Source organism: Kushneria pakistanensis (assembly GCF_014652795.1).
Taxonomy (GTDB): domain Bacteria; phylum Pseudomonadota; class Gammaproteobacteria; order Pseudomonadales; family Halomonadaceae; genus Kushneria; species Kushneria pakistanensis.
Map to the genome: position 1 here is coordinate 483,680 of NZ_BMZM01000003.1, position 24,420 is coordinate 508,099.

General features: G+C 57.5%; 20 protein-coding genes. 16 read left to right on the plus strand and 4 right to left on the minus strand.

What is annotated here, in order from left to right; all coding sequences use genetic code 11:
• The first annotated feature begins 14 nt into the window (after positions 1 to 14).
• Both gshA and IE123_RS12625 read left to right on the plus strand, forming a co-directional pair.
• On the plus strand, positions 15 to 1,652 hold the full coding sequence (gene gshA, locus IE123_RS12620) for a glutamate--cysteine ligase (protein ID WP_189518719.1): 1,638 nt from the start codon (positions 15 to 17) through the stop codon (positions 1,650 to 1,652).
• A gap of 32 nt (positions 1,653 to 1,684) precedes the next feature.
• A complete protein-coding gene (locus tag IE123_RS12625) occupies positions 1,685 to 2,212 on the plus strand; it encodes a disulfide bond formation protein B (RefSeq protein ID WP_189518722.1) in 528 nt (175 codons plus the stop codon).
• 83 nt (positions 2,213 to 2,295) lie between these two features.
• On the opposite strand, the gene IE123_RS12630 is transcribed toward IE123_RS12625, so the two are convergent.
• Together IE123_RS12630 and IE123_RS12635 are read right to left on the minus strand one after the other, a co-directional pair.
• Positions 2,296 to 3,765: an FAD-dependent oxidoreductase gene (locus IE123_RS12630; RefSeq protein WP_189518724.1), complete on the minus strand. Its 1,470-nt coding sequence runs from the start codon at positions 3,763 to 3,765 to the stop codon at positions 2,296 to 2,298.
• A gap of 244 nt (positions 3,766 to 4,009) precedes the next feature.
• Positions 4,010 to 4,690, minus strand: coding sequence for a histidinol-phosphatase (locus IE123_RS12635; RefSeq protein ID WP_189518726.1), 681 nt, complete (start codon positions 4,688 to 4,690; stop codon positions 4,010 to 4,012).
• A 170-nt stretch (positions 4,691 to 4,860) separates the two neighbouring features.
• Between IE123_RS12635 and IE123_RS12640 the strand changes: the two genes are divergently transcribed.
• The 3 genes from IE123_RS12640 to IE123_RS12650 all read left to right on the plus strand — a co-directional run bounded on the left by IE123_RS12640 (position 4,861) and on the right by IE123_RS12650 (position 8,980).
• Complete coding sequence (locus IE123_RS12640; protein ID WP_189518728.1) at positions 4,861 to 5,361, plus strand: RNA pyrophosphohydrolase; 501 nt, start codon at positions 4,861 to 4,863, stop codon at positions 5,359 to 5,361.
• Positions 5,362 to 5,440: 79 nt separating this feature from the next.
• The gene (gene ptsP, locus IE123_RS12645) at positions 5,441 to 7,702 is read left to right on the plus strand and encodes a phosphoenolpyruvate--protein phosphotransferase (protein WP_189518730.1); all 2,262 of its coding nucleotides are present in this window, start codon (positions 5,441 to 5,443) and stop codon (positions 7,700 to 7,702) included.
• 249 nt (positions 7,703 to 7,951) lie between these two features.
• Entirely contained in the window at positions 7,952 to 8,980 is a 1,029-nt protein-coding gene (locus IE123_RS12650; protein ID WP_189518732.1) for an acyltransferase family protein, read from the plus strand.
• Between the two features lie 38 nt (positions 8,981 to 9,018).
• Here IE123_RS12650 and IE123_RS12655 read toward each other — a convergent pair whose 3' ends face one another.
• Positions 9,019 to 10,383, minus strand: a complete 1,365-nt coding sequence (locus tag IE123_RS12655; protein WP_189518734.1) for a sigma-54-dependent transcriptional regulator — start codon at positions 10,381 to 10,383, stop codon at positions 9,019 to 9,021.
• Positions 10,376 to 11,917 (minus strand): sensor histidine kinase, encoded by a 1,542-nt coding sequence (locus IE123_RS12660; protein ID WP_189518736.1) that lies wholly within the window; start codon positions 11,915 to 11,917, stop codon positions 10,376 to 10,378. Before IE123_RS12660 ends, IE123_RS12655 begins: the two co-directional genes overlap by 8 nt.
• 175 nt (positions 11,918 to 12,092) lie before the next feature.
• On the opposite strand from IE123_RS12660, the gene lgt reads away from it, so the two are divergent.
• The 11 genes from lgt to IE123_RS12715 all read left to right on the plus strand — a co-directional run bounded on the left by lgt (position 12,093) and on the right by IE123_RS12715 (position 24,370).
• Positions 12,093 to 12,896, plus strand: coding sequence for a prolipoprotein diacylglyceryl transferase (lgt, locus tag IE123_RS12665; RefSeq protein ID WP_189518738.1), 804 nt, complete (start codon positions 12,093 to 12,095; stop codon positions 12,894 to 12,896).
• 13 nt (positions 12,897 to 12,909) lie between these two features.
• Positions 12,910 to 13,704 carry a thymidylate synthase gene (locus IE123_RS12670; RefSeq protein ID WP_189518739.1) on the plus strand — a complete coding sequence of 265 codons (795 nt, stop codon included), beginning with the start codon at positions 12,910 to 12,912 and terminating at the stop codon, positions 13,702 to 13,704.
• Between the two features lie 20 nt (positions 13,705 to 13,724).
• Positions 13,725 to 14,252, plus strand: coding sequence for a dihydrofolate reductase (locus IE123_RS12675; protein WP_229819751.1), 528 nt, complete (start codon positions 13,725 to 13,727; stop codon positions 14,250 to 14,252).
• A gap of 99 nt (positions 14,253 to 14,351) precedes the next feature.
• Positions 14,352 to 15,140: a ProQ/FINO family protein gene (locus tag IE123_RS12680; RefSeq protein ID WP_229819752.1), complete on the plus strand. Its 789-nt coding sequence runs from the start codon at positions 14,352 to 14,354 to the stop codon at positions 15,138 to 15,140.
• Positions 15,141 to 15,523: 383 nt separating this feature from the next.
• Complete coding sequence (locus IE123_RS12685) at positions 15,524 to 16,669, plus strand: porin (protein ID WP_189518741.1); 1,146 nt, start codon at positions 15,524 to 15,526, stop codon at positions 16,667 to 16,669.
• 321 nt (positions 16,670 to 16,990) lie between these two features.
• On the plus strand, positions 16,991 to 17,200 hold the full coding sequence (locus IE123_RS12690; protein WP_189518742.1) for a DUF1656 domain-containing protein: 210 nt from the start codon (positions 16,991 to 16,993) through the stop codon (positions 17,198 to 17,200).
• A gap of 13 nt (positions 17,201 to 17,213) precedes the next feature.
• Positions 17,214 to 18,191, plus strand: a complete 978-nt coding sequence (locus IE123_RS12695; protein ID WP_189518743.1) for an efflux RND transporter periplasmic adaptor subunit — start codon at positions 17,214 to 17,216, stop codon at positions 18,189 to 18,191.
• 2 nt (positions 18,192 to 18,193) lie between these two features.
• The gene (locus tag IE123_RS12700; RefSeq protein WP_189518744.1) at positions 18,194 to 20,290 is read left to right on the plus strand and encodes an FUSC family protein; all 2,097 of its coding nucleotides are present in this window, start codon (positions 18,194 to 18,196) and stop codon (positions 20,288 to 20,290) included.
• 196 nt (positions 20,291 to 20,486) lie between these two features.
• Positions 20,487 to 21,710: an acetate/propionate family kinase gene (locus tag IE123_RS12705; protein ID WP_189518745.1), complete on the plus strand. Its 1,224-nt coding sequence runs from the start codon at positions 20,487 to 20,489 to the stop codon at positions 21,708 to 21,710.
• A gap of 36 nt (positions 21,711 to 21,746) precedes the next feature.
• A complete protein-coding gene (locus tag IE123_RS12710; RefSeq protein WP_189518747.1) occupies positions 21,747 to 21,905 on the plus strand; it encodes a hypothetical protein in 159 nt (52 codons plus the stop codon).
• 47 nt (positions 21,906 to 21,952) lie between these two features.
• The gene (locus IE123_RS12715; protein WP_189518749.1) at positions 21,953 to 24,370 is read left to right on the plus strand and encodes a phosphoketolase family protein; all 2,418 of its coding nucleotides are present in this window, start codon (positions 21,953 to 21,955) and stop codon (positions 24,368 to 24,370) included.
• Positions 24,371 to 24,420: the final 50 nt, after the last annotated feature.

The window sequence follows — 24,420 nt, forward strand, 5'->3', positions numbered from 1 at the left end:
GGCAACCTGCCGGCATGCGCGCGGGCTCCCGCAAGAGAAGGTGTTCAACCTTGTCCGAGCAATTCACTCGCCGCATCGATGGATTGAGCGCACCGGCGCAGCAGGGCCTTTTTGGCCGCATTCGCCGGGGCATTGAAAAGGAAGGGCTGCGCGTGGATTCGCAGGGGCGTATCGTTTCAACGCCTCATCCGCATGCTCTGGGCTCGAAGCTGACCCACCCCTATATCACGACCGATTACTCGGAATCACTTCTGGAGTACATCACGCCGGTCTTTTCCCGGCCCTCGGATGCGCTCGCCTTTCTGGGCGATCTTCATCGTTACAGCTATCGCTACCTGGGGCAGGAACTGATCTGGCCGGCCAGCATGCCGGCCGAACTCGATGGCAACGACAGCATTCCGATTGCCGATTACGGCAACTCCAATGTGGGTACCATGAAGCGGGTCTATCGCAACGGTCTGGATATGCGCTACGGGCGCATCATGCAGTCGATTGCCGGTATCCATTACAACTTTTCGCTGCCCGATGAGCTCTGGACGCATCTACAGGAAATTGACGGCCAGCAGGCGGTGTCGGCACAGGCATTTCGTTCGCGCGCCTATTTTGATCTGATCCGTAACTTCCGTCGCAATAGCTGGGTACTGATGTATCTGTTCGGCGCATCGCCTGCGGTGGATCGCAGTTTCCTTGACGGGCGTGATGCCGGGCTGCTGCCTCATGGTCGTCAGACCCTGATCTCGGATACCGCCTCTACGCTTCGCATGAGCGATCTGGGCTACCAGAACAAGGTGCAGTCACAGCTGAGGATCTGTTTCAACTCGCTTGAAAACTATATCGGCACCCTGCGCCATGCCATTGTCACGCCGTGGCCCGATTATGAGCGTGAGGGCGTTGAGAGAGAGGGCGAATGGCGCCAGCTCAATGCCAACATGCTGCAGATTGAAAACGAGTATTACAGCGATATTCGCCCCAAGCGTGTGGCGCGCCATGATGAAACGCCGACCCAGGCCATGGAGTCGCGCGGCGTCGAATATATCGAAGTACGCTGTCTGGATCTCAATCCGTTCACGCCACTGGGCATCGATGAGCAGCAGATTCACTTTATCGACACGTTCCTGGTCTGGTGTCTGCTCTCGCCCAGTCCCTGGATCGATGATCAGGAGTGTGATCGCCTTGATGATAACCGCGCCCAGGTGGTGCGTGGTGGTCGCGATGCCTCGCTGATGCTCTCCTTCGCCAGCGGTGATCGCCCGCTGCATGAGTGTCTGGAAGAGATTTTTGATGCCATGGCACCCATTGCCGAGCTGATGGACAGTAATGATGACGCCACACCTCATCAAAAGGCCCTGAGCGAGCTGCGCGCCCTGATTCATCATCCCGAGAAGACGCCGGCCGGTCGCATGTATCAGCAGATGCAGGACAGTGGCGATGACTTCGTGAGCTGGTCACTGGCACGTGCGCGTGAGCATGCACAATGGTTTGCAGACACATCCATGGATCCGGCGCGTGACACGCTGCTGGATCAACTGGTGGAAACCTCCCATCAACAGCAGCGCGAAACGGAAGAGAATGACGACGTTGATTTCTCGACCTTTATGCAGCGTTATTTCGAACATGCGCGCCAATTGAAGGTCAATACTGGCGCCTCATAACGAAGTAATAACGTAAATTGGTGGAGCAACGCATGTCGAATCTTTTGAACCGGTCAGCACGCCAGTGGTGTCTTGCTGGTAGCGCCTTTTGTATTTTCATGCTGGCCTTTGCGCTGGTGTTGCAGTATGGCTTCGGGCTTGAGCCCTGCCCGCTGTGTACCTTTCAGCGCGTTGCCGTGCTGGCGGCGCTGGTGCCCCTGATCATTGGAGCGCTGCACAACCCCAGAGGATGGGGCGGCAGCGTCTATGGTGTGCTGGCGTTGATCGGTGCCGGTACCGGTATCTTTCTGGCCGGTCGACATGTCTGGTTGCAAAGCCTTCCTGCTGATCAGGTCCCCAGCTGTGGGCCGGGGCTGGATTACATGATGGAAGTGCTGCCACTGAAAAGCGTGATTGCTACGGTGCTGAGCGCTTCAGGCGAGTGCGCCGATATCGAAGGCAGTTTTCTGGGCGTTTCCCTGCCCGGCTGGACGCTGGTTGGTTTTATCGTTCTGGCTCTGATGGCGCTTGCCCTGATATTGAGTGCGGTTAAACGCCAGCGTTTGAACGCGGCCGCCTGAAGATGCCGTGGTGATATCAGTCTTGTCATAAAAAAAGGCACCCGAAAGGGTGCCTTTTTTGTGCCAGCCGCTGGCCTGTGAATTCAGGCGCCGGGACCGACGCTTTTATCCTGCTTTTCCTTTTCCCGCTCGCCTTCGAGGTCTTCTCCATGAGATGACTTTTCGGGTGACATCTGCGGGTTTTCATCAAGACCCCGGAGCTCGACTTCACCCATCAGGAGGTCACGCTCGAACGCTTCCTTGTCGATATTGAAGCCAAGGAACTGCTGCGCCAGGTACATGTCCTTTTCGGCATTACCCAGACAGCTTGTGCCACCGGGCGAGGGCGTCATGTTGAATACGATACCGGTACCGGGATCGATCTTGGCTTCACCCATGACCAGTTTTTTGGCGGTCTTGTCGATCAGCTGCGGGCGCACGCCGCCAAAGCCCTTGGCAAACTCGACATCTTCTACCCGAAGGCCGGGCACAATGGTCTTGATACTTTGATAGAAAAGTCTCTCGCGCAGTACCGGCACTTCGTACATGAAGTTCTTGAAGACATAGTTGCGAATATCACGCACCTTGAGCAGGTCCCAGAAGACCTTCGCCACGCTGCCATCAAAGCGGAACACGCGCAGGAATTCCGTGAAGGTCTTGCTGTTATAGCGCTCGAGCAGCGGCAGCATCAGGGCCGTGGGGCCAAAGCGGGTCTTGCCGTCCACCAGTACATCGGGGTCGCCGTGTACGGCTGCAAACGGCAGATTCTCGTTCTGGATGGTATAGACCTTGCCGTTGAGCACCTTGGGCGTGAAGTAAAACGAGCCGGCCATCGGCAGACAGGACTTGTCCAGACCATAGCCCATCTGATGGGCAAACAGCAGCGAGTGGCCGCCGGCGGCCACGACCACGTAGCGTGCCTGCAGTGTCCCCTTGTTGGGCGTGGTGACCTTGAAAAGATCGCCTTCCTTCTCGATCTTGTGCACCGGCGTCGAGAGGTGCAGGTCGCAGGTCATGCCCTTTTTCTCGGCATCCTGCTCAGCATATTTAACGAAGGCTTCCGACAGCGTGGTGTAGTTGACGGCCGTATATTCGTTGGGCGAGCCCAGCGCCACGATCTTTTCGGCCGGATCGCGACCTTCTACCACCCGGGGTTCCTGGGCGGCGATGTCATCGCGCTCAAGAAGGCGCATTTCCGGGAAGAGTTCGCGAAAGGTGTCAAAGCGCTTGCGCAGGAAGTCACACTGTTTGTCACCTACGCCCAGTACCATCTTGGGATAGCGGTAGATGATGCTGTCGCGTTCTTCTGCAGAAAGCTTGGTGCCAAAATTGACCACCATGCCGGCGGTACGCTTGGTCGTGCGCGCCTTTTCCAGCGTGTAGTTGGTCTCGATATCGCCACAGTGAATGGTCTGGCTGTTGTTGCGACCATGCGAATTGACAATGGCAACCTTGTCATATTTCTCGACCAGACCGATGGCTTTCAGATCGGTATATCGGGCCAGTTCATACAAAAGGGCAGTGCCTGATACGCCGCCACCCACGATAAGAACATCATACGTCGTTGCTGCCATGGCTTCTCACGCTCGGTTTGATGCGAGATTTGCGTCCTGATCTGTCAATCGACATGACACGGGGCCTTTACACGCCGAAGCGTCATCGTCGCAGATGGGTGAATGACAAACAGGACACGCTGGGTCAAACGGCATTTCCATTGTCTGACCGGGGGCCGTTCCTCAAGCGGGGAGATCCCATGAGAATTCCCTTCCGGTGCTGCCAGGGGTGTCAAAATGACACACTCCACGATGGATATGTCGATTATAGGGAATCACGTCGTTCGTCGCGATCCCGCAGGGTCATGATTTGCCAGCTACGCTTTCTGGCAATGTCGGCCAGTATCGGGTCCGGGTCGACGGCTACCGGATTGTCGATCCGCTCCAGCAGCGGCAGATCATTTTGAGAGTCGCTGTAGAAAAAAGCGCCTTCAAGCGAGATGTCGTGCTCGTCAAGCCAGTGTTCCAGCCGGGTAATCTTGCCTTCGCGGAAACTGGGGGTGCCCGTGACGCGCCCGGTATAGCGATTCTCGACCATTTCAGGCTCCACGGCGATCAGGTGCTCGACACCGAGCCGCTGAGCAATGGGGGCTGTCACAAAGCGATTGGTGGCCGTAATGATCAGAATCTGATCACCACGTGCGCGATGCGTTTCCAGAAGCGCCTCGCCCTGGGCCAGGATGATGGGCTCGATACGCTCTGCCATGAAATGCCGATGCAGATCATCAAGCTCCGCCATGGTGTGGCGGGTCAGTGGCGCAAGTGCGAAGGCCAGATACTCATGAATATCCAGGGTGCCGGCCTCGTAGGCGCGATGAAACCGATCGTTTTCCCGGCGGAAGTGGTCACGATCAACAATGCCCCGTTCGACCAGAAAATCGTTCCAGGCGTGATCGCTGTCGCCGCCAAGCAGCGTGTTGTCGAGATCGAAAATGGCCAGCGTCAAGGGGGAAGCTCCCATCAAAGGCAAGGGTCGGTTTGTTTAGTTTCATTATTACAAAGATGACTGCGCTTTAATATGCGCAACAACACGTGCCTGCCCTTGCGCAGCATATTGATGCGCTTTCGCGCTTTGTGGAAGAATGCCTGTAATCTATTTTCAAAAGGTGGCAAGTCGTGATCGATCCCGACGGTTTCCGGCCCAACGTTGGCATCATCATTGCCAACTGCGGTGGCCAGGTGCTGTGGGCACGACGGGTAGGACAAAATGCATGGCAATTTCCACAGGGTGGTATCAAGGAAGATGAGACACCTCATGACGCCTTGTATCGAGAACTGAAAGAGGAGATCGGCCTGCATCCTGATGACGTTGATATACTGGCCTGTACGCGTGGCTGGCTCAGATATCGACTGCCAAAGGGACTGATTCGTACCCATTCGCGCCCGCTTTGCATCGGCCAGAAGCAGAAGTGGTTCCTGTTGCGCATGCGATGTCAGGAATCAAGCATTTGTGTGGATACCACGCCCAAGCCCGAGTTTGACGGCTGGCGATGGGTCAGTTACTGGTATCCTCTGGGTCAGGTGGTGTCTTTCAAGCGTGACGTCTACCGGCGCGCCCTGCGAGAGCTGGCGCCGCGTTTGCCCGGAGAGAATTCGGTGGATGCGGCCGGCCAATAGCGGCCATTGCATGTTCAGGCGTCCGTCATGTCCGGGCGCTTTGTTCATGGCAGATACACAGGGATGAAAATATAACGTCATGCTCGAAATTCTTCGCCGCATCGTTCAGGAGGTTAACGGCGCCCGCAGTCTGGATGCGGCGTTGTCGATCATTGTGCGGCGCATACGCAAGGCAATGCAGACCGATGTCTGCTCGGTGTATCTGCGCGACGACGAGCGTGACTGCTTCATCCTGATGGATACCATTGGCCTGAACGCCTCGGCGATCGGGCAGGTGACGCTAAAGCCGGGCGAGGGTCTGGTGGGGCTTGTCGGTCAGCGTGAAGAGCCTCTCAATATTGAGGAGGCCCCGTCGCATTCCCATTTTCGCTACTTTGCCGAAACCGGCGAAGAGCGCTATTCAAGCTTTCTTGGCGTTCCCATTATTCACCAGCGCCGCGTGCTGGGCGTTCTGGTGGTACAGCAGCGTGAAAAACGCCAGTTCGGCGAAGGTGAAGAAGCCTTTCTGATCACCATGGCCGCACAGCTGGCCGGCGTACTGGTGCATGCCCTGTCTACCGGTGCGCTGGCGCGCTTGAGTGACCCCAGTACGCAGGCGCTTTTGAACGGCATCGCTGCCGCCCCGGGCATGACCATCGGTGAAGCCTTTGTGGTGGTGCCATCGGCCAATCTCGAAGCGGTTCCCGAGCGAGTCCCCGAGGATGTCGAAGCCGAGGTTGTGCGCCTGCGCGAGGCCATCGACTGCGTGCGCCACGATATTCGTCAGGCGGCCGAGCGGCTGGCGAGTCGCATCTCGGCGCAGGAGCAGGCGCTGTTTGATGTCTATCAGCAGATGCTGGGAGACGCCGCGCTGGGCAACGAGGTTGAAAAGCGCATTCGTGAAGGGCAGTGGGCACCCTACGCGTTGTCGCGGGTCGTGCAGCGTCACGTCAATTATCTTGAGCGTGTGGATGATAATTATCTGCGCGAGCGTGCTGCGGATATTCGTGATCTGGGGCGCCGAGTGCTGGCGCATCTGCAAAAGGACAGCAGTGCCCGTCCGCCGGTTTATCCGGATCGCACCATTCTGGTCGGCGATGAAATCAGTGCCGCGCAGCTCGGTGAAATTCCGCGGGAAAAGCTGGCGGGTCTGGTCGCGCTGCGAGGGTCGAGTACCTCACACGTGGCGATACTGGCACGGGCCATGGGGATCCCGGCCGTGATGGGCATGAGTGATCTGCCTATCTCGCGACTGGCCGGCACACCGATGATCGTGGATGGTTATCGTGGACGCCTGATCCTGCGACCGCAGCCGGATCTTCTGGTGCGCTATGAGAGCATGATCGAGGAGGAGGAAGCCCTCACCTCGATGCTCGAGAGCGAGCAGTCCCTGCCCAGCGAAACCAGTGACGGGTTTCGTATCCGGTTGATGATCAATACCGGACTGGCGGTGGAAATGAGCGGCTCGCCTGCTGCGCGAATCGATGGGGTGGGGCTCTATCGCACCGAAGTGCCCTTCATGATGCATCAGCGCTTTCCCAGCGAGAAGGAGCAGACGCGGATCTATCGTGAGCAGCTTCAGGGGTTTGCACCGCTGCCGGTGGTCATGCGCACGCTCGATATCGGCGGTGACAAGTCGTTGCCCTATTTTCCCATCGAAGAAGACAATCCCTTTCTGGGCTGGCGTGGCATTCGGGTGACGCTGGATCACCCTGAAGTGCTGATGGTACAGCTGCGTGCCATGCTCAGGGCCGCCGAGGGGCTGGATAACCTGCGTATTCTGCTGCCGATGGTCACCAGCGTTGAGGAGGTCGATACGGTATGTCGCCTGCTGGAGCGCGCCATACAGGAACTGCGTAACGATGGGGTCCAGGTAGAGCGACCGCTGCTGGGTGTGATGCTGGAGGTGCCTGCAGTGATTTATCAGCTGGAGGCGCTGGCAGAGCGCGTTGATTTCTTCTCGGTAGGCAGCAATGATCTGATTCAGTATCTGCTGGCGGTAGATCGCAACAATGCTCGCGTATCAGGACTTTATGATGCCTGTCAGCCGGCGGTGCTCAGGGCGCTGGATCATATCGCACGCGAAAGTCGACGGCTCAATATCTCTGCGTCGGTATGTGGTGAGCTGGCGGGGGACCCGATCGGTGCACTGTTGCTGATGGGCATGGGCTATCGAGTGCTGTCGATGAACGCGCCCAACCTTTCACGCGTGCGCGCTGCGATACGTCGCGTATCGCTGGAGGGGGCGCAGAATCTGGTCAGTGATGTGCTGGCACTGCATTCGCTGACCGAGACGCGCGAGCTGGTCTATCAGCGCATGAAGGAGTGGGAGCTGGCCCATCTGCTGCCACCACGGGACTGATATCTGCCCGTGCGCGCGTCCTTCTGACCTCCCCTGTCTCGTTTTGACCCACCTTGACCATGTGTCATGGCGACCCATGTGTCGTTCTGATACATGGGGTGTGAGGCTTGTCCAGATTCATCCTGTTGTCATGTTATGGAAGATATCCTTTAAAAACATGAGTTTAATGTTTTTTTGTGCAGGCTTCTCATGTTGGCATGGTCGTTGCTCTCCCAAGGGACGATAACGATCAACGGATAGTGACTGCCCATGGTCAAGAAGCTTGAATGGATCAACATTCTGAAAGGACTCGGCATCATGATGGTGGTGTATGGCCACATGACATCCGGGTACTGGAGGAATTTTTTCTTTCTGTTTCATATGCCGCTTTTTTTCATCATTGCGGGTTACCTCTTCAGGCCCAATGCCGATCTCAAGGCCTATCTGGGACGCAAAAGCCTGCACCTGCTGGTGCCCTACAGCTTTTTCATGGCGCTTTTGTATGCCCCGGTACTCTATCAGTCGCTGGGTGAAGCTCAGTCGCTCCTTGATGCACTGCTGGATATGGCGCTGGGAGGGCGTGCGCTGATATCGGGCCTGGCGCCTTTCTGGTTCGTGACCTGTTTCTGGGCCACCCAGCAGCTGATCAATTGGCTGCTGACACGTCTGTCGCTGCGTACCACGGGCCTTGTCATGCTGGGCATGCTTGGACTTGCCACCGTAAACCAGTGGTTTTTCAGAGAGTTCTGGCTGATCGGCAATCTTAATGTGGTCCTGATGGCGGCCCCCTGTTTTTACCTGGGGCACCTGGTGGCGCATTACAGGATCGATGTCGAAAAAATGCACGTGCTATTGCCGGCCACACTGGCCGGACTGCTCTCCATGTGGCTGGTACAGGCCAATCCCCACTTCACGATGGACATGAAGTATGCCGACTACGGTATGCCGGTATTGAGCCTTCTGGCAGCGCTTGCCATCACGCTGGTGCTGATGGCGTTGTCACGTCAGCTGGCTCGCGTGCCGGTTATCTCCAAAAGCGTGGGCGTGGTGGGCGAAGCCTCCATGGTCATCATGTTTTTGCACCTGAGCATCCAGGTTATGCTTGATCACCATGACATGGTGACGTCACTGGCCCCGCGCTGGCTGTTGATGACGGCACTGCCGGTCATGTTTTATCTGCTGGTACGTCATAACGGCTGGACACGACTGCTGTGCCTGGGGGACCCCGCCGTGCTGGCAGAACGTCGCGAGCGTCGCCGTGAACGACGCCAAAAGGATTACACGCTGGCCTCCAGCTAGTATCAGAAGGGGTACAGGTGCTTGAGCAGAAGGGCAGGCTAGGGCGTATCGCGCTCCTCGAGACGTCGATAAAGCGTCTTGCGGCCAATACCCAGAATGTCTGCGGCGCGGCGCTTGTTGCCGTCGACGGCGTCGAGGACGCGCTTGATATAGTGCTGTTCCATCTGTTCAAGGCTGAGCCACTCCCGAGTGCGAGCATCTTGACTGTCCGGCGCTGATGTTGCCGCCTGGCGAAAGCGCTCGGGAAAGTCATCGGGTTCCAGCATGTCTGCTCTGGCCAGGGTCACGGCGCGCAGAATGGCATTGTCCAGCTCCCTGACATTGCCGGGAAAGGGGTAGGCCCACAGTAGCGATAGCGCTGAAGGTGACAGGGTCATGGCGCTGCGGCCCTGTTCCCGGCTGTAGCGCTCGATGAAATGCGTCGCCAGCAGGGTGATATCGTCGGGTCGCTCGCGCAGCGGTGGCAGGGTCAGACTGAAGGTCTCCAGTCGGTAGAACAGGTCCTCGCGGAAAAGACCGGCCTCGATGAGTTCTTCGAGAGGGCGATTGGTCGCGGCCACGATACGAACATCAATCTGCTGCTCCTCTTCACTGCCTACGGGCCTGACACGATGTGTCTGCAGTACGCGCAGCAGCCTGGCCTGCAGGGCAAGTGGCATATCGCCGACCTCATCGAGAAAGAGCGTGCCGCCATGAGCCTGCTGAAAAAGGCCGCGGCGGTTGGCAATGGCGCCTGTAAAGGCGCCTTTGACGTGGCCAAAGCACTCGCTTTCCATGACATCGGCCGCGATGCTGGCACAGTTGACGGCAATAAAGGGACCCTTTCGGCGAGGACCTTCCCGGTGCAGCGCGTGAGCCAGAAGCTCCTTGCCGGTACCGCTTTCTCCCTGAATCAGGACGGCGGCCTGCTGCGCCGCCAGGGTCCGGGCCTGATCAAAAAGCCGCCCCATGGCCGGGGTACAGCTTGATAGCTCGTCCAGATGAAAGGTGTCGCGTGTTCCGCTGGCCTGTTGGTGTGTCGTTAATGCCTGGCGTCGGGTCAGTCGCGCGACGCTGGCGCGCACCTGATCAAGGTCGAGCGGTTTGGTCAGGAAATCGTCTGCACCGCGCTGCAGGGCATTTACGGCCTGCTCGATGCTGCCAAAGGCGGTAATGATGATGATGGCCGGTCGACTGGCCTGCTGTGCTCTGGACTGCTGTACCAGCGTGTCCAGCAGTGTCATCCCATCCATGCCGGGCAGACGGATATCGCTGATGATGATGTCAAAGGGAGTATCAGACAGCGTCAGCGCTCGCTCGGCGGTGTCGATGCCGGTGACGACATGGCCGGCTTCCTCGAGCTCTTCGGTCAAAAGCTCAAGAATGGCAGCGTCATCCTCGACAATCAGAATACGATCAGTCATGGCCGTGACGCCGTGGCATGGTATTTTCCCCATTACTGACATCTTTCATATCGTCTCTGCCAGTTGCAGTGTCGTTGGTGGTGGCAGCGTCAGGCGGCAATAGCGTTTCAGGGGGCAGGGTGATCACAAAGGCCGCTCCCTTGAGTGCACTCTCTTCCAGCGTGATATGCCCGCCGTGATCCTCAAGTGTCTGGTGAACGATGGTCAGTCCCAGCCCGCTTCCCTTGCCGGCCCCTCGGGTGGTGTAGAAGGGGTCAAAAATCCGGCTGCGGTGCTCGGCATCAATGCCCGGCCCATCATCTTCGATACGCAGCACCACGCCTGCCGCCGAGTAGTGCGCTGAAATGTCGACCCGGTGGCTGCCGGCCTGAAAGGCATTCTTGACCAGGTTGTCCAGCAGTTGCTGAAATCGCTGCGGGTCCACGGTGATGGCATCCCTGGCCGGCAGATGGGTCACGAGCAGCGGATGCGCCTTTTCAAGATGCAGGGCATCGCGTGCCAGCTGTTCTGCCTCACTTATCATGTACGCCAGCGAGCGCTGCACCGGATGCAGCGTGTGGCGCCGCCCCATGTCCATCAACTGGCGTACGGTATTCTCCATGCGCCGCGTCTCGTGTCTGATTCGTGCCAGGCGCTGGCGTGTATCATCGGGCAGATCTTCGCGGCGCTGCAAACGCTGAACCTGTCCATCAATGACCGTGAGTGGCGAGCCAAGTTCGTGGGCAACGCCTGCGGCCAGAACGCCGATTTCGGCAAGCCGCCGGGATTTTTTCAGACTGCGCTCCAGGGCGAGCTGCTGCTGTTGCTGTTCACGGACCTCCTGCTCCTTGTGGGCCACGGCGTCGAGCATGGCGTTGAACGCCTCGCCAAGCTCTCGAAACTCCCGGGCCCCGCCGGGTGTCATCCGGTGCAGGCGATTGCCGCCCTGGACGGCCTTCATGCTGCGATAGAGCCGGTTGACCGGGCGGTCCACGTAACGGCGAAAGCCCCACCACACCATGAGGACGACCAGTATGCCAATGAGGACAGCCAGCAGCAGTGCCACGGTGGTCATCAGGCTCATGTAGCGCTCGATGCCGGTGGCCAGCCGGTTGATCTGCAGGACGCCCAGCACTTCACCCTGTGCGTTGGTCAATGGCAGCAGGTAAGTGTAAAAGTCCTGCCCGTTCTGCTGCGAATAGCGCCCTGCATCCTGTCCTGCGTTGATCACCCGTTGCAGCAGGTCGTCATCATGCAGACCGCCGGCAAGGCCTACGCCGGCAATCTGCTGGCCTGACGGGGAGAGAATAAAGGCACCATAAAGGCGCGACAGTGAAAAGGTGGTGCTCAAGGCGTCCTGCAGGGCCTGCTGCTGATGATCGATCAGTGCCTGTGACAGGGGCAGACGTATGCCGTGGGCAATAAGACGCACTTCTTCCTGCTGGCGCTGCGCCATGTTGTCTTCTAGCACCCAGAGCGCCACGGCGCTGAAGGTGATCAGCGTCAGCAGCAGGGGACAGATGATGGTCAGTAGTATGGTGTTGCGTAGTCTCATGGCAACTCGAGGGCGTTGATCAGGCTGCTACCTTAACGCGCCGTACACAAGCAGACGAGCATTGGCATAAAGGCGCGAGGCCTGATGGTCATGGTAGACTCGCCGCTGTCATGGCATCGCCTGCGAAGGGGTGATGTTGTCGGGTCTGGTATGGCTCTTCTGCAGGGAAGGTTGCATGTTTCATCATCCGCAATTTGATCCGGTAGCGATCTCGCTTGGACCGCTGGCCATTCACTGGTACGGCCTGATGTATGTGGTAGGGTTCGTGGGTGCCTGGTGGCTGGCCCGCGTACGCGCCGAGCGGCTTGGTCTGACAAAGGACCAGGTCGGTGACATGATCTTTTACGGTGCCCTGGGTGTGGTGCTGGGCGGGCGCATCGGTTACGCCCTTTTTTACGGCTGGGAGCAGTTCCTGGCCAATCCGCTGTGGGTGTTCAAGGTTTGGGAAGGCGGCATGAGCTTTCACGGCGGTCTCATCGGGGTACTGATCGCATCACTGCTCTATGCGCGCCGACATCGGTTGACCTTTTTTCAGCTCACCGACTTTATTGCGCCCATGGTGCCCATCGGGCTGGGGGCCGGGCGACTGGGCAACTTCATCAATCAGGAACTGCCCGGACGCGTCACGGATGTGGCCTGGGGCATGGTGTATCCCCTGTACGGCCCCGAGCCGCGGCATCCTTCCGAGCTTTACGAGTTTGCCCTTGAAGGCGTGGTGCTCTTTTGCATTCTCTGGACCGTCTCACGCCAGCCGCGTCAGCGTGGTCTGATCTCGGGACTGTTTCTGATCTGCTATGGTGCCTTCCGCTTTTTCATCGAATTCTTCCGCCGTCCCGACCCGCAGCTTGGTTTTATCGCCTTTGACTGGCTGACCATGGGGCAGCTCTTGTGTGTTCCCATGCTGCTGGCGGGTGTGGCGCTGGTGGTCTGGTCGCGTCGTCAGGATGTTGACGACGCGCGTTCTTCTTCACAGGTATAAACGGTTCAAGTACATGCAGCCCTATCTCGAACTCATGCAGCAGGTGCTCGATCATGGCGTGGAAAAACATGATCGTACGGGCGTGGGTACGCGCGCCATCTTTGGCCATCAGATGCGTTTTGATCTTTCGCAGGGCTTTCCGCTTCTGACGACCAAGAAACTGCATCTGCGTTCGATCATTCATGAGCTTCTCTGGTTTTTGAGCGGCGATACCAACATTGGTTATCTCAGGGATAACGGTGTCTCCATCTGGGATGCCTGGGCCAATGACGAAGGCGAGCTGGGCCCGGTCTATGGTTATCAGTGGCGCAGCTGGCCGGCACCGGGTGGCGGTCATGTCGATCAGATCAGCCGGGTCATCGAGCAGATCAAGGCGAATCCGGATTCCCGGCGCCTGATCGTGTCGGCCTGGAATCCGGCACTGGTCGATGAGATGGCGCTGCCGCCATGCCATGCGCTGTTTCAGTTTTTTGTGGCGGATGGAAAACTGTCCTGTCAGCTCTATCAGCGCAGTGGCGATATCTTTCTGGGCGTGCCCTTCAACATTGCAAGCTATGCGCTATTGACGCATATGGTGGCGCAGGTCTGTGGACTGGCGCCCGGGGAGTTCATTCATACGCTGGGCGATGCGCATCTGTACAGCAATCATATGGAACAGGCGCGCCTTCAGCTGACGCGGGCCCCTAGGCAAAGGCCGGCACTCAGGCTCAATCCTGACGTAAAGGATATTTTTGCCTTCCGCTTTGAAGACATCGCCATTGATGACTATGACCCCCATCCGCACATTCGTGCCCAGGTGGCCGTGTAATGAAACCGGAGAGCGATACAATGCAGGAAACACTGGTGCCTATCGCCTTCATCGCTGCCATGTCACGCAATCGCGTCATTGGCGTTGATGGCAAGCTGCCCTGGTATCTGCCCGAGGATCTGAAGTTCTTCAAGGCAGTCACATTACACAAGCCCCTGATCATGGGACGCGCTACCTTTGCCTCCATCGGCAAGCCATTGCCCAACCGTCTCAATATCGTGGTAACCCGTGATACCACCTTCGAGCATCCCGGGGTACGGGTATGTCATGACCTGGCGAGTGCTTTTGCACTGGCTGATGATCAGGCCATGATCGAAGGTGTTGAAGAGATCATGGTGATCGGGGGCGGTGAGATTTATCAGCAGGCGCTGCCTTGCGCTTCACGTCTTTATCTGACAGAAATTGATGTAGAGGTTGAAGGCGATACCTTTTTTCCGGCGCTGGAAAGTGACTGGCAGGAGATGGAGCGGGTAGCAGGTTCTCCCGCCGAGGAACAGCCCAGGTATGATTTTGTACGTTATGAAAGGCATGGTGTCGCAGAAAGTTGAGTTTTCCTTGCCGGATGATGGCTGCAAGCCCCATAAAATGATGTATGGTTCGATGGTGTTAGATGCAGGATCCATCATGAAAACCCTTGGGAGATGGGCGTGAGCGACCGTTTTGATGAAGTGTTCAGGGCGCTGGAAAAGCAGGCGAGCGATCTGACAGCACGTCTGGAAAGTGCCAGAGCGCGCATTCGCGAGCTTGAAAGCACCAATCAGCAACTGACAGCGCGCCTGACACGCATTCAGCAGATGTCGGGTGCTCAGGATGCGCCTTTGCCCGCATCGCCTACGGCATCCGATGATGTTGCGACTGCCGTGCCCGTAGCTTTTGAGGGCGCAGAGACCGGCAATATCGAGTCGGCAGGCATTGAAACTTCTCAGGCGTCTTCTCCCGAGGCCTCCGTGCCGGAAACACTGCCCATGGCTTCTTCATCGACGCCGCAAGATACATCCACCCCCTCAGAGCAAAAAATGTCCGAAGTTGCCGATGTAGCACCGCCTGAACCCGTCCAGGAGGACATTTCACCTCAGGCGCTTTTAAAGCAGTGGTATCGCCGTTATCCCAAAACCTTTTTTGAGCGTCATACGCGTCCGCTGGCCATTGGTATTCATGAAGCACTGGCCGCACGTGAGCCCTACAGTGAGAAGCTGATTCGCCGCGCGCTGGCGGGCTATGTCAATCTTCCCCGCTATCTCAAGTCGGTTCGGGTCAATGCGGCGCGTATTGATCTGGAAGGACAGGAAGCCGGCAGGGTAGAAGAAGAGGATGCCAGACACGCGCAGGAACAGCTCAAGCGTCTGCAGGATCGCCAGCAGGAAAGGGAGGCGGAAAAGCAAAAGCGCAGACTGGCACAAAAGATGTCCGAGCTTGCCCATCTTCATCAGCGATAAGACCATCAAAAAAGGCAGAAAATAATCGTTATGCTGCAAATGAAATGGCACGTGTTTTGCCGGGGTATATTTGTATGATGTAACGCTTTGATGCCTTTTATTTTTACGAAAAAGAGCGCCCGAACAGGGCGCTCTTTTTTTGGGTTGTGATAAAGCACTGTCATACAAAAGTAACGCGTTTGCCCCAGAATATTGGCCTGACAGCGGCGTTGTAGTCCAATAGTAAAAAGAACGAAAACGCTGTTTTTTTCTTGTTGCGTTAGTTAAAACGCCGTTATAAGGTAGCCCGGCGAGCAACAAACAATAAAAGCTCGAACGCCACCGGCTTCGGGCATCTGCTACGGCAGACAATCGAACAGTTAGCCAGTTAAGGAAAAATCAAGATGAAAAAGACGCTCTTAGCGACTGCGATTGCCGGTGCGCTCGGCACGATGGCGGCTGGTGCCCAGGCGGCCACGGTTTACAATCAGGACGGTTCCAAGATGGACGTTTACGGTAACGTTCAGCTGGGATGGGTGAACACTAAAGAGGGTGATGGCCAAACGACTGATGAGCTTTTCGACAACGGTTCTACTGTTGGGTTCCGTGGCGAGCACATCATTAATCCGGATTTGACCGGCTATTTCCGTGCCGAATTCGAATTCAATGCCGATCAGCAGAAAGGTTATTACGCTGCTGGTGGTTCTAATTCCAGTGCTTCCGGTCTTTCCAAGGGTGACCAGGCTTACCTGGGTTTGACGGGTAGTTTCGGTGATCTGCGTATTGGTTCCTGGGATGACCTGCTCAATGACTGGGTTCAGGATCCTGTCTCCAACAATGAATACTTTAGTAATACTACCAGCGGTAATGATATCGGCGGTGGTACTTATCGCGAAGGTAACAAGATTACTTATACGTCGCCAATTCTGAGTGGGCTGCAGTTCGCTGTTGGTACCCGTTATTATGGTGATGCTGAAGATACTCAAGAGTTTCAAAACAACGTTAGAGATCGCGCAGGTTTGGATGGGCAGTTCCAGACCAAGGACGGTGGAAGTGCCGCCTTGTTCGGTGGGTTGCGTTACATGTTTGGTGATTGGACGCTGGCTGCGGTCTACGACAATCTGAGGAATTTTGAGTACATTGATGCCGACGGCGATGACCACACCTATGGTCAGCAGTTTGGTCTGAATGCAACTTGGCAAATGAATGATGATCTGCGTATTGCTGCCAAATGGGAGCAGGTGCACGGCCAGTGGGAAGATGATGCTAATGCTGATCGTTACGGCATTGGTGCGCGCTATAGCTACGGTACCGGGGATCTCTACGGTTCTTATCAGCATGTTAGGGCAGAGCGTAATGCCGTTGCTCTTGTCGATCCGGATTCTTTCTCCGGTATTGATCAGGGCGGTGACAAGAGCTACAACGAGTTTGTGCTGGGCGCGACCTATAACCTGAGTAGCCAGATGTACGTCTGGCTGGAAGGCGCCAAGTACGACCGTGATAACAACACTGGTGATGGTTTCGGCACCGGTATCGCCTACAGCTTCTAAGCACCTGTCCTGATAGTCTTCATGACTTTCAAGACACACAGGAAACCGGCCCCTATGGGGTCGGTTTTTTTGTGGGCAATATTCTCGACATGTTCCAAAGCGAAGTTCGCTCGGTCATCATTTAAAAAAGCGCCTTTATTCTGCAATGTCGCCATATGATATGGCGCGTACAATGCAGCGGTTATCGAATGGGCGCTTTTCAATAGCGCTGGATTCATGGCGCTGCACTATGCTTCAGGCACTTCATTTTCGATGAGCCCGCCATCATGAAAACGCCTTTCGTGGCCCAGGTGTTTGACAGGATAGAGACAGGAGAAGGGCGTGTTACTGCGTGAACTTACCATTGGCGGTGTCTTCATCAGTCCGATGCTGCTGTTTGCGCTGGTGTCCCTGGTGATTTCGGCGTTACTGCGAACCGTGATGCACAAGGCAGGTCTGACACGCTGGGTATGGCAGGAGGCGTGGTTCGATGTAAGTCTGTTCGTGATTGTGCTGGCCGTGGTGACCTACCTTTCAAGTCATGTGTTGTAGAAGCGAAACCTGAATGCGCACGATTATTAGAGTCTTCATTACGCTGGTGCTGGCAGCCGTTGCCATCGCACTGGGTGTCTGGCTGTGGCAGTACTACATGTATACACCCTGGACACGCGATGCCCGCGTTCGGGCTGATATTGTCACCATCGCGCCTGATGTCTCGGGCTGGGTCATGGATCTAAATGCCCATGACAATCAGCAGGTGAAGGCCGGTGATGTGCTCTTTACCGTCAACCACGAGCGCTATGAAGCGGCCGTGCGTCAGGCCGAGGCGACGCTGGCCAATCGGGAGTACTCTTACCAGCTCAACGAGAATGAGTATGAGCGTCGTCGCAGCCTGGGCAGCAACGCCATCAGCACCGAGAATCGCCAGACCGCCAAACTCAATGCGCAGATCGCCAGGGCCCAGCGCGATCTTGCTCAGGCGCAGCTCGACAGTGCACGCATAGATCTGGATCGTAGCGTAGTGACATCGCCGGTCGATGGCTCGGTAATCAACCTGCAGCTGCGCCAGGGCAACTATGTCAGCCAGGGTAACGCCCAGATGTCGATTGTGCGCGACGGCTCGTTTTATATCACCGCCTATTTCGAGGAGACCAAGATCCCCTCGATCGATATCGGTGACAGCGCCAGCATCTGGCTGATGGGCGGTGATCAGGAGATGCAGGGGCATGTGGTCAGTATCGGTCGCGGGATCGCCAACACCAACACCACGCCCGACGGGCAGCTCCTGCCGCAGGTGCAGCAGACCTTTACCTGGGTACGCCTGTCCCAGCGTATCCCTGTGGATATCGCCATCGATCATATCCCGGACGGTGTGTATCTGAGTTCGGGCATGACCGCCAGCGTGCGCATCGATGACCAGGATCGACAGGATGAGGGTGTGGACGGTGTACGGCCACAGGGCATGGGCAACAGCGGCGAGCAGGCCCGTAATCCCGATATTCCACCGGCGACCACCGGTGACGTCGAGCAGCAGGATCCCTGATCATGGCTCTTGGCCCCTGGGGGCGCGTCTATCTCACGCCTGACATCAACACCCTCAAGTTTGCGACCAAGGGTCTGGTGGCCATGGCCCTGTCGCTTTATCTCGCCATGGAGATGCAGCTGGACCGTCCCTACTGGGCGCTGATTTCGGCCGTATTTCTGCAGATTCGCCCCCAGAGCGGGCTGGTGATCGAAAAGGGGTTTTGTCAGATCGGCGGCACCGTGATCGGTGGGGGAGTAGGCGTCCTGATCATGGCGCTGAGCATGCAGATGCCGGCCATGGCGCTGATGCTGTTGATGGTCTGGATCTTTATCTGTGCCACCTCTTCGGCGCTGACCCGTAACTTCAATCTGACCTACGGCTTTGCGATGGGGGCCGCCACGGCCATTCTTGTCGTGGTACTGACCATCGTTAATGACAACTCAAGTCAGGGTGTTTTTGACATTGCCGTGGCGCGTGTCAGCGAGATCGTACTGGGGGCGACCTGCGCCACGCTTGTCAGCATGCTGCTCTGGCCCGACCGGGTCAGATACATCATCCACAGCCACGCCAACACGGTCATCGATCAGACCTTCAAGGCGCTTTCCATGCATCTTGATGCCAGTGTCTCGATGACAGATGCACGCGCGCAGATCATGTCCGCACTTGAGCAGGCGCTGACGCTCAACAATGACAGCAGTGCCGTTATTTATGAAGGCCCGCACGGCCCCGGGCGCGCCCGGGCCGCCTACCTGCTATCCCAGCGGGCCCTGTCCATGATGGCTGAAATGCAGACCTACGCCCGCTTGGTGCGTGAGCGACCGACACTGGCAAGTGAGGCGTTTGATGAAGCGCTCAGGGACATCCGCGATACCATGGAGCGGGTCCGTTCACGCCAGACCTACAGCGAGCGCAAGCGCGAGATCAACAGTCTTCGACAGCGGATTCAAAAGGCTGAGTTGCATCGCCAGGGGACGCCGCTGGCACGACGCATGGCGCAGGGGCTGCTGATGCTGCTGGGTTATGCCAGTGTCATGGTCGAGGCCCATCACGCCATCAACGATGCCGAAAATACCCGGCTCAAGGCGCCACGCCTGTCACGCCATCGTGACTATATGCCGGCATTGACCATCGGCATTCGATCCAGCCTGCTGTTTGCCATTGGTTCGATCATCTATGTGTCGACTCAGTGGGGCTCGGGTGTGCTGATGATGGTGATGCCCGTCATCTTTGGCACCATGTTTGCCTCCTTCCCCGCACCGACCGTCATGCTGGGCAAGGTCATGAAGGGGGGGGCCGTCGGTGCCATGGCGGCACTGGTGTTTGGCAATATTCTGCTGGCACAGGCTCCTCACGAGTACCCCATGCTGGTCATGGTGTTCGGGGCGCCGCTCTTTCTGGGGCTGATGGCACTCAATAACCGCCCCGTGCTGGCTAACGGACTGGGCTTTTGTATCATCTACACCATTCTGACCATGCCCAGTAACAGCATGACCTTCGATATCAGCAGCTTCATGGATCGCACGCTGGCCATCGCGCTGGGGCTCACCATCCTCTATACCGTCTTTCGGATCGTGCCTTCCCCCAATGCTCTGGTACTGCGCCGACGTGCCATTCGTGCCATTACCGATGACATGGATCAGCTCTGGGCGCGTTCGTGCAAACACTCGCGTGAACGAGCGGCAGACTGGTTCAACGGTCGCATGGTGGAGCGTGTGCAGCGTCTGGCCAACTTCGACAGTCAGCTGCCGGAAGAAGAGCGCTATCTGCTGGATCTGGGCATGACCGGTCTGAACCTGGGTCATGTGATTCTGGCCAACTATCGCCGGGTCACCAGCCTGGACGATACCCCACCGACCCGGGCTGCCCTGAAGCAGTGGCAGACGGCCCTGGCCCACGCTTACCAGGCCTGCGCCTGGGGCGATTTTGATGAACGCTTCACTGACGCCAGTCAGGCGTTGCTGGAGAGATTGCGCGAGGCCGGTGAGATGGAAGAAGAGCAGATCGAACTGGTGGAAGGCATGATCAAGCGTCTGGATATCACGCTGCATCGCTTTGCGCGGATGAGCAGCAGTCGTGATCAGCGCGACATCGATATGGCCGTGCAGCAGGTGCCATAAGTGCCGCGGTAATTGGTGACTGTCAAGGCGGTGCACAGATGTGCACCGCCTTTTTAATGTGTGTTAGCCCCCGGACGGTTGTACTCGTCAAGGCTTTGACCCTATTGCTCGTGTGCACTAATCCTTTAGGGGGGCCATTGATGACCGCTGTCTGATATGGGCGCGAATCACCGCATCTCGAGCAGGGTAAAATGCTATGGCAAACGAGGCAGCGCCAGTCATTATCGTGGTCAACGCAGGCTCTTCAAGCCTCAAGCTCTCGGTGTATTTTCTGGAAGATGACGATGCGCTGCGTCTGGCCGCACATGGTGCCATTGAAGAGATTGGCGCCGATGCGCCACATCTTCAGGCGCATATGGCCGATGGCAACGATATCGCTGATGAATCCCTGTCAAAAGAGCAGGTTGGCGATCATCGCGCGGCCTATCAGGTGCTGCGCGAGCGTGTGACGCAGGCCCTTGATAATGTACGCCCGGTAGCCGTAGGGCATCGCGTCCTCCATGGCGGGCGCGATTTCAGTGACCCGGTGGTGATCGATGAGCAGGTCCGCCGGCGCCTTGATGAGCTGATTGCGCTGGCCCCTCTGCATCAGCCCCATAATCTGACCGGGATTGACGCCGTTTCGCGCTACGCCCCCGACGTGCTGCAGGTAGCCTGTTTCGATACGGCCTTTCATCATCAGCGCCCTGAAGTGTCCATGATGACCGGGCTGCCCTGGTTTTGGTTTGAAAAGGGCCTTCAGCGCTACGGCTTTCATGGCCTCTCCTATGAATACATCGCCCAGCGTTTGCCCGAGCTGGATCCGACGCTGTCCAAAGGGCACGTGATCGTGGCGCATCTGGGCAATGGCGCCAGCCTGTGCGCCATGAGCAACTGCCAGAGCATGGAAACCACCATGAGTTTTACGGCGCTGGACGGCCTGCCCATGGGAACGCGCTGCGGCGCGCTGGATCCGGGTACCGTGCTGTACCTTCAGCAGCAACATGACCTTGATCATGATGCCCTGCAGGACATGCTCTACAAGGAGTCGGGGCTCAAGGGCATTTCGGGTATCAGCAGCAACATGCAGACCCTGCTGGATGACGACTCGCCAGAGGCACGACGTGCCATTGATTTTTTTGTCTATCGCACCGCTCAGGAGGTCGGACGCATGGCTGTGGCCCTGGGCGGCTTTGATGGTCTTGTGTTTACCGGCGGGATCGGTGAACACGCCGCGCCCATTCGCCAGGCGATCGTTGAAAGACTCAAGGCGCTCTTTCCAGTGGCGCTGGATCATGAGGCCAACAAGGGCGATGACCCCGACATCATTTCGACAGACGAAAGCACCATTACCGTCAGGGTTATCTCCACCGATGAAGAAGGCATGCTGGCACGCCATACCGTCAGTCTTCTGCGCAAGCACACGGATAAGGGCGAATGAATCCGTCGGCAGATAAAACGCCAGACATTCAATTCAGTGGCGCTGGATCATGAGGCCAACAAGGGCGATGACCCCGACATCATTTCGACAGACGAAAGCACCATTACCGTCAGGGTTATCCCCACCGATGAAGAAGGCATGCTGGCACGCCATACCGTCAGTCTTCTGCGCAAGCACACGGATAAGGGCGAATGAATCCGTCGGCAGATAAAACGCCAGACATTCAATTCAGGGAGGAGATCATGTCAGCCAACATGCAGGCGGGATCAGAAGGAAGCACCGTGGATACACAGACGCTGGAACAGCTGGATGCCTGGTGGCGCGCCACCAACTATCTCGCGGTAGGCCAGATTTACCTCAGGGACAATCCACTTCTACGTGAGCCGCTCAGCATCGAGCATATCAAGCCACGTCTGCTGGGCCACTGGGGCACCTCGCCGGGGCTCAGCCTGATTTATACTCACCTGAATCATCAGATCAAAACACGCGATCTCGACATGATCTATCTGGCCGGCCCCGGGCATGGCGGCCCGGCCGTGCTGGCCAATGTCTGGCTTGAAGGCAGCTATAGCGAGCATTTTCCGAAGGTGAGCCGGGATGAAGCCGGCATGCGCGCGCTCTTTCGTCAATTCTCCACGCCCGGCGGCATTCCAAGTCATGTCAGCGTGCCGACGCCGGGTTCCATCCATGAGGGAGGCGAGCTGGGCTACGTGCTGACCCATGCCTTTGGTGCGGTATTTGATAACCCCGACCTGATCGCTGCCGCTGTCGTGGGGGATGGGGAAGCTGAAACCGGACCGCTGGAAGGTTCCTGGAAAGGCATTCGCTTTCTCAACCCGAAACGTGATGGTGCCGTGCTGCCGATCTTCCATCTCAACGGCTACAAGATTGCCAGTGCCTCGGTCATGTCACGTCAGAGTGACGAAACGCTAACGCACTATTTCAAGGGCCATGGCTACTCGCCGCGCTTTGTGGAAGGCGATGACCCGATGCAGGTCCATCGCGACATGCATGATGCCCTTTCAAACGCACTGGATGATATCCGCGAGATCCAGCGTAAGGCACGTGAGCAGGGCAGTCAGGAGGCCCCCGAATGGCCCATGATCGTCATGCGTACGCCCAAGGGCTGGACCGGCCCGGATCGCGTGGATGGCGTGCCGATCGCCGGCAGCTACCGCGCCCACCAAGTGCCACTGGGCGGGCTGAAGGATAACCCGGAGCATCTCAAGCTGCTGGAAGAATGGTTGAGAAGCTATCGTCCCGACGAGCTTTTTGACGACCAGGGCCGTCCGCTGGCGGCACTGACCGATCAGGCGCCAGAAGGCGAACGGCGGATGGGATCCAATCCGCATGCCAACGGCGGGCGACTGCGCAAGCCTCTGACGCTGCGTGACTGGGGCGATTACGGTGTCTCGGTGAATGACGACAATCGCGGGCGCGAGATGACCAGCTCCACCGAGCGCTTGGGGCAGTTCATGCGCGATATCTATCGCGACAATCCGCATAACTTCCGTCTTTTCTGCCCTGACGAGACCAACTCCAACAAGCTGGGCGCGGTCTTTGAAGCCACGGATCGGTGTCTGATGAGCCCGGTCAATGAAGAAGATGACAGCATCTCGCCGGACGGTCGGGTCATGGAAGTGCTTAGCGAGCACAACTGCCATGGCTGGCTGGAGGGCTATATCCTGACCGGGCGACACGGCCTTTTTGCCAGCTATGAAGCGTTTGCCACCATTGTGGATTCAATGGCCATGCAGCATGCCAAATGGCTTGAACATGCTCGCGAAGTGTCCTGGCGCGAGCCGATTCCCTCCATGAATTATCTGTTGACCTCGACCTGCTGGCGCAACGATCACAATGGTTTCAGTCATCAGGGGCCCGGCTTTATCGACAACCTTTTGAACAAGCAGCCGGAGGTGGTGCGCATTTATATGCCACCAGATGCCAACTGTCTGTTATCGGTGGCCGATCACTGCTTTCAAAGCACCAGCTATCTCAATGCCATTGTCATCGACAAGCACCCTCAGCTGCAGTATTTAAGCGTTGAAGAGGCCCGTGAGCACTGCACGCAAGGCGCCAGCACCTGGCACTGGGCCAGCAATGAGCGCGATGATCAGGAAGATCCCGACATTGTCATGGCCTGTGCCGGCGATATTGCTACCCAGGAGACGCTGGCCGCGGTCGATCTGCTGCGCCACTATCTGCCGGAACTGGCCGTACGGGTGGTCAACGTGGTGGATCTGATGAGCCTGCCGCCGCGGGATTCACATCCCCATGGCATGAGCCAGCAGCGTTTCGTGGAGCTCTTTACGGTCGGCAAGCCGGTGCTTTTTGCCTTCCACGGCTATCCGGGCGTCGTGCATCAGCTGCTGCATGGTCGCTCCAGCAGCGAGCGTTTTCATGTACGGGGCTATCAGGAGGAGGGGACGACCACGACACCGTTCGACATGGTCGTGCTCAACCACATGAGTCGCATCCATCTGGCACTTGATGCCCTGCGCTATGCCCCGGGCCATCTCAAGAACGCCGTACGTATCATCGATGAGCTTGAAGGGTTGCTGGAGCAGCACCATCGCTATATTCGCGAGCACTTTGAGGATATGCCGGACATTACCGCATGGCGCTGGAGCAAGGGGGAAAATCCGCTGGAGCAAGCGTAAGCGGTACTGGCGATTGCCCATGAACAGGGGCTGCTCATGAGAAGGGGCCG

Excerpts from the sequence above, each read along its gene's own strand:
- gshA (WP_189518719.1), top strand. The coding sequence starts at position 15 with ATGCGCGCGGGCTCCCGCAAGAGAAGGTGTTCAACCTTGTCCGAGCAA.
- IE123_RS12625 (WP_189518722.1), top strand. The coding sequence starts at position 1,685 with ATGTCGAATCTTTTGAACCGGTCAGCACGCCAGTGGTGTCTTGCTGGT.
- IE123_RS12630 (WP_189518724.1), bottom strand. The coding sequence starts at position 3,765 with ATGGCAGCAACGACGTATGATGTTCTTATCGTGGGTGGCGGCGTATCA.
- ptsP (WP_189518730.1), top strand. The coding sequence starts at position 5,441 with ATGCTCGAAATTCTTCGCCGCATCGTTCAGGAGGTTAACGGCGCCCGC.
- IE123_RS12650 (WP_189518732.1), top strand. The coding sequence starts at position 7,952 with ATGGTCAAGAAGCTTGAATGGATCAACATTCTGAAAGGACTCGGCATC.
- IE123_RS12655 (WP_189518734.1), bottom strand. The coding sequence starts at position 10,383 with ATGACTGATCGTATTCTGATTGTCGAGGATGACGCTGCCATTCTTGAG.
- IE123_RS12660 (WP_189518736.1), bottom strand. The coding sequence starts at position 11,917 with ATGAGACTACGCAACACCATACTACTGACCATCATCTGTCCCCTGCTG.
- lgt (WP_189518738.1), top strand. The coding sequence starts at position 12,093 with ATGTTTCATCATCCGCAATTTGATCCGGTAGCGATCTCGCTTGGACCG.
- IE123_RS12670 (WP_189518739.1), top strand. The coding sequence starts at position 12,910 with ATGCAGCCCTATCTCGAACTCATGCAGCAGGTGCTCGATCATGGCGTG.
- IE123_RS12675 (WP_229819751.1), top strand. The coding sequence starts at position 13,725 with ATGCAGGAAACACTGGTGCCTATCGCCTTCATCGCTGCCATGTCACGC.
- IE123_RS12685 (WP_189518741.1), top strand. The coding sequence starts at position 15,524 with ATGAAAAAGACGCTCTTAGCGACTGCGATTGCCGGTGCGCTCGGCACG.
- IE123_RS12695 (WP_189518743.1), top strand. The coding sequence starts at position 17,214 with ATGCGCACGATTATTAGAGTCTTCATTACGCTGGTGCTGGCAGCCGTT.
- IE123_RS12700 (WP_189518744.1), top strand. The coding sequence starts at position 18,194 with ATGGCTCTTGGCCCCTGGGGGCGCGTCTATCTCACGCCTGACATCAAC.
- IE123_RS12705 (WP_189518745.1), top strand. The coding sequence starts at position 20,487 with ATGGCAAACGAGGCAGCGCCAGTCATTATCGTGGTCAACGCAGGCTCT.
- IE123_RS12715 (WP_189518749.1), top strand. The coding sequence starts at position 21,953 with ATGTCAGCCAACATGCAGGCGGGATCAGAAGGAAGCACCGTGGATACA.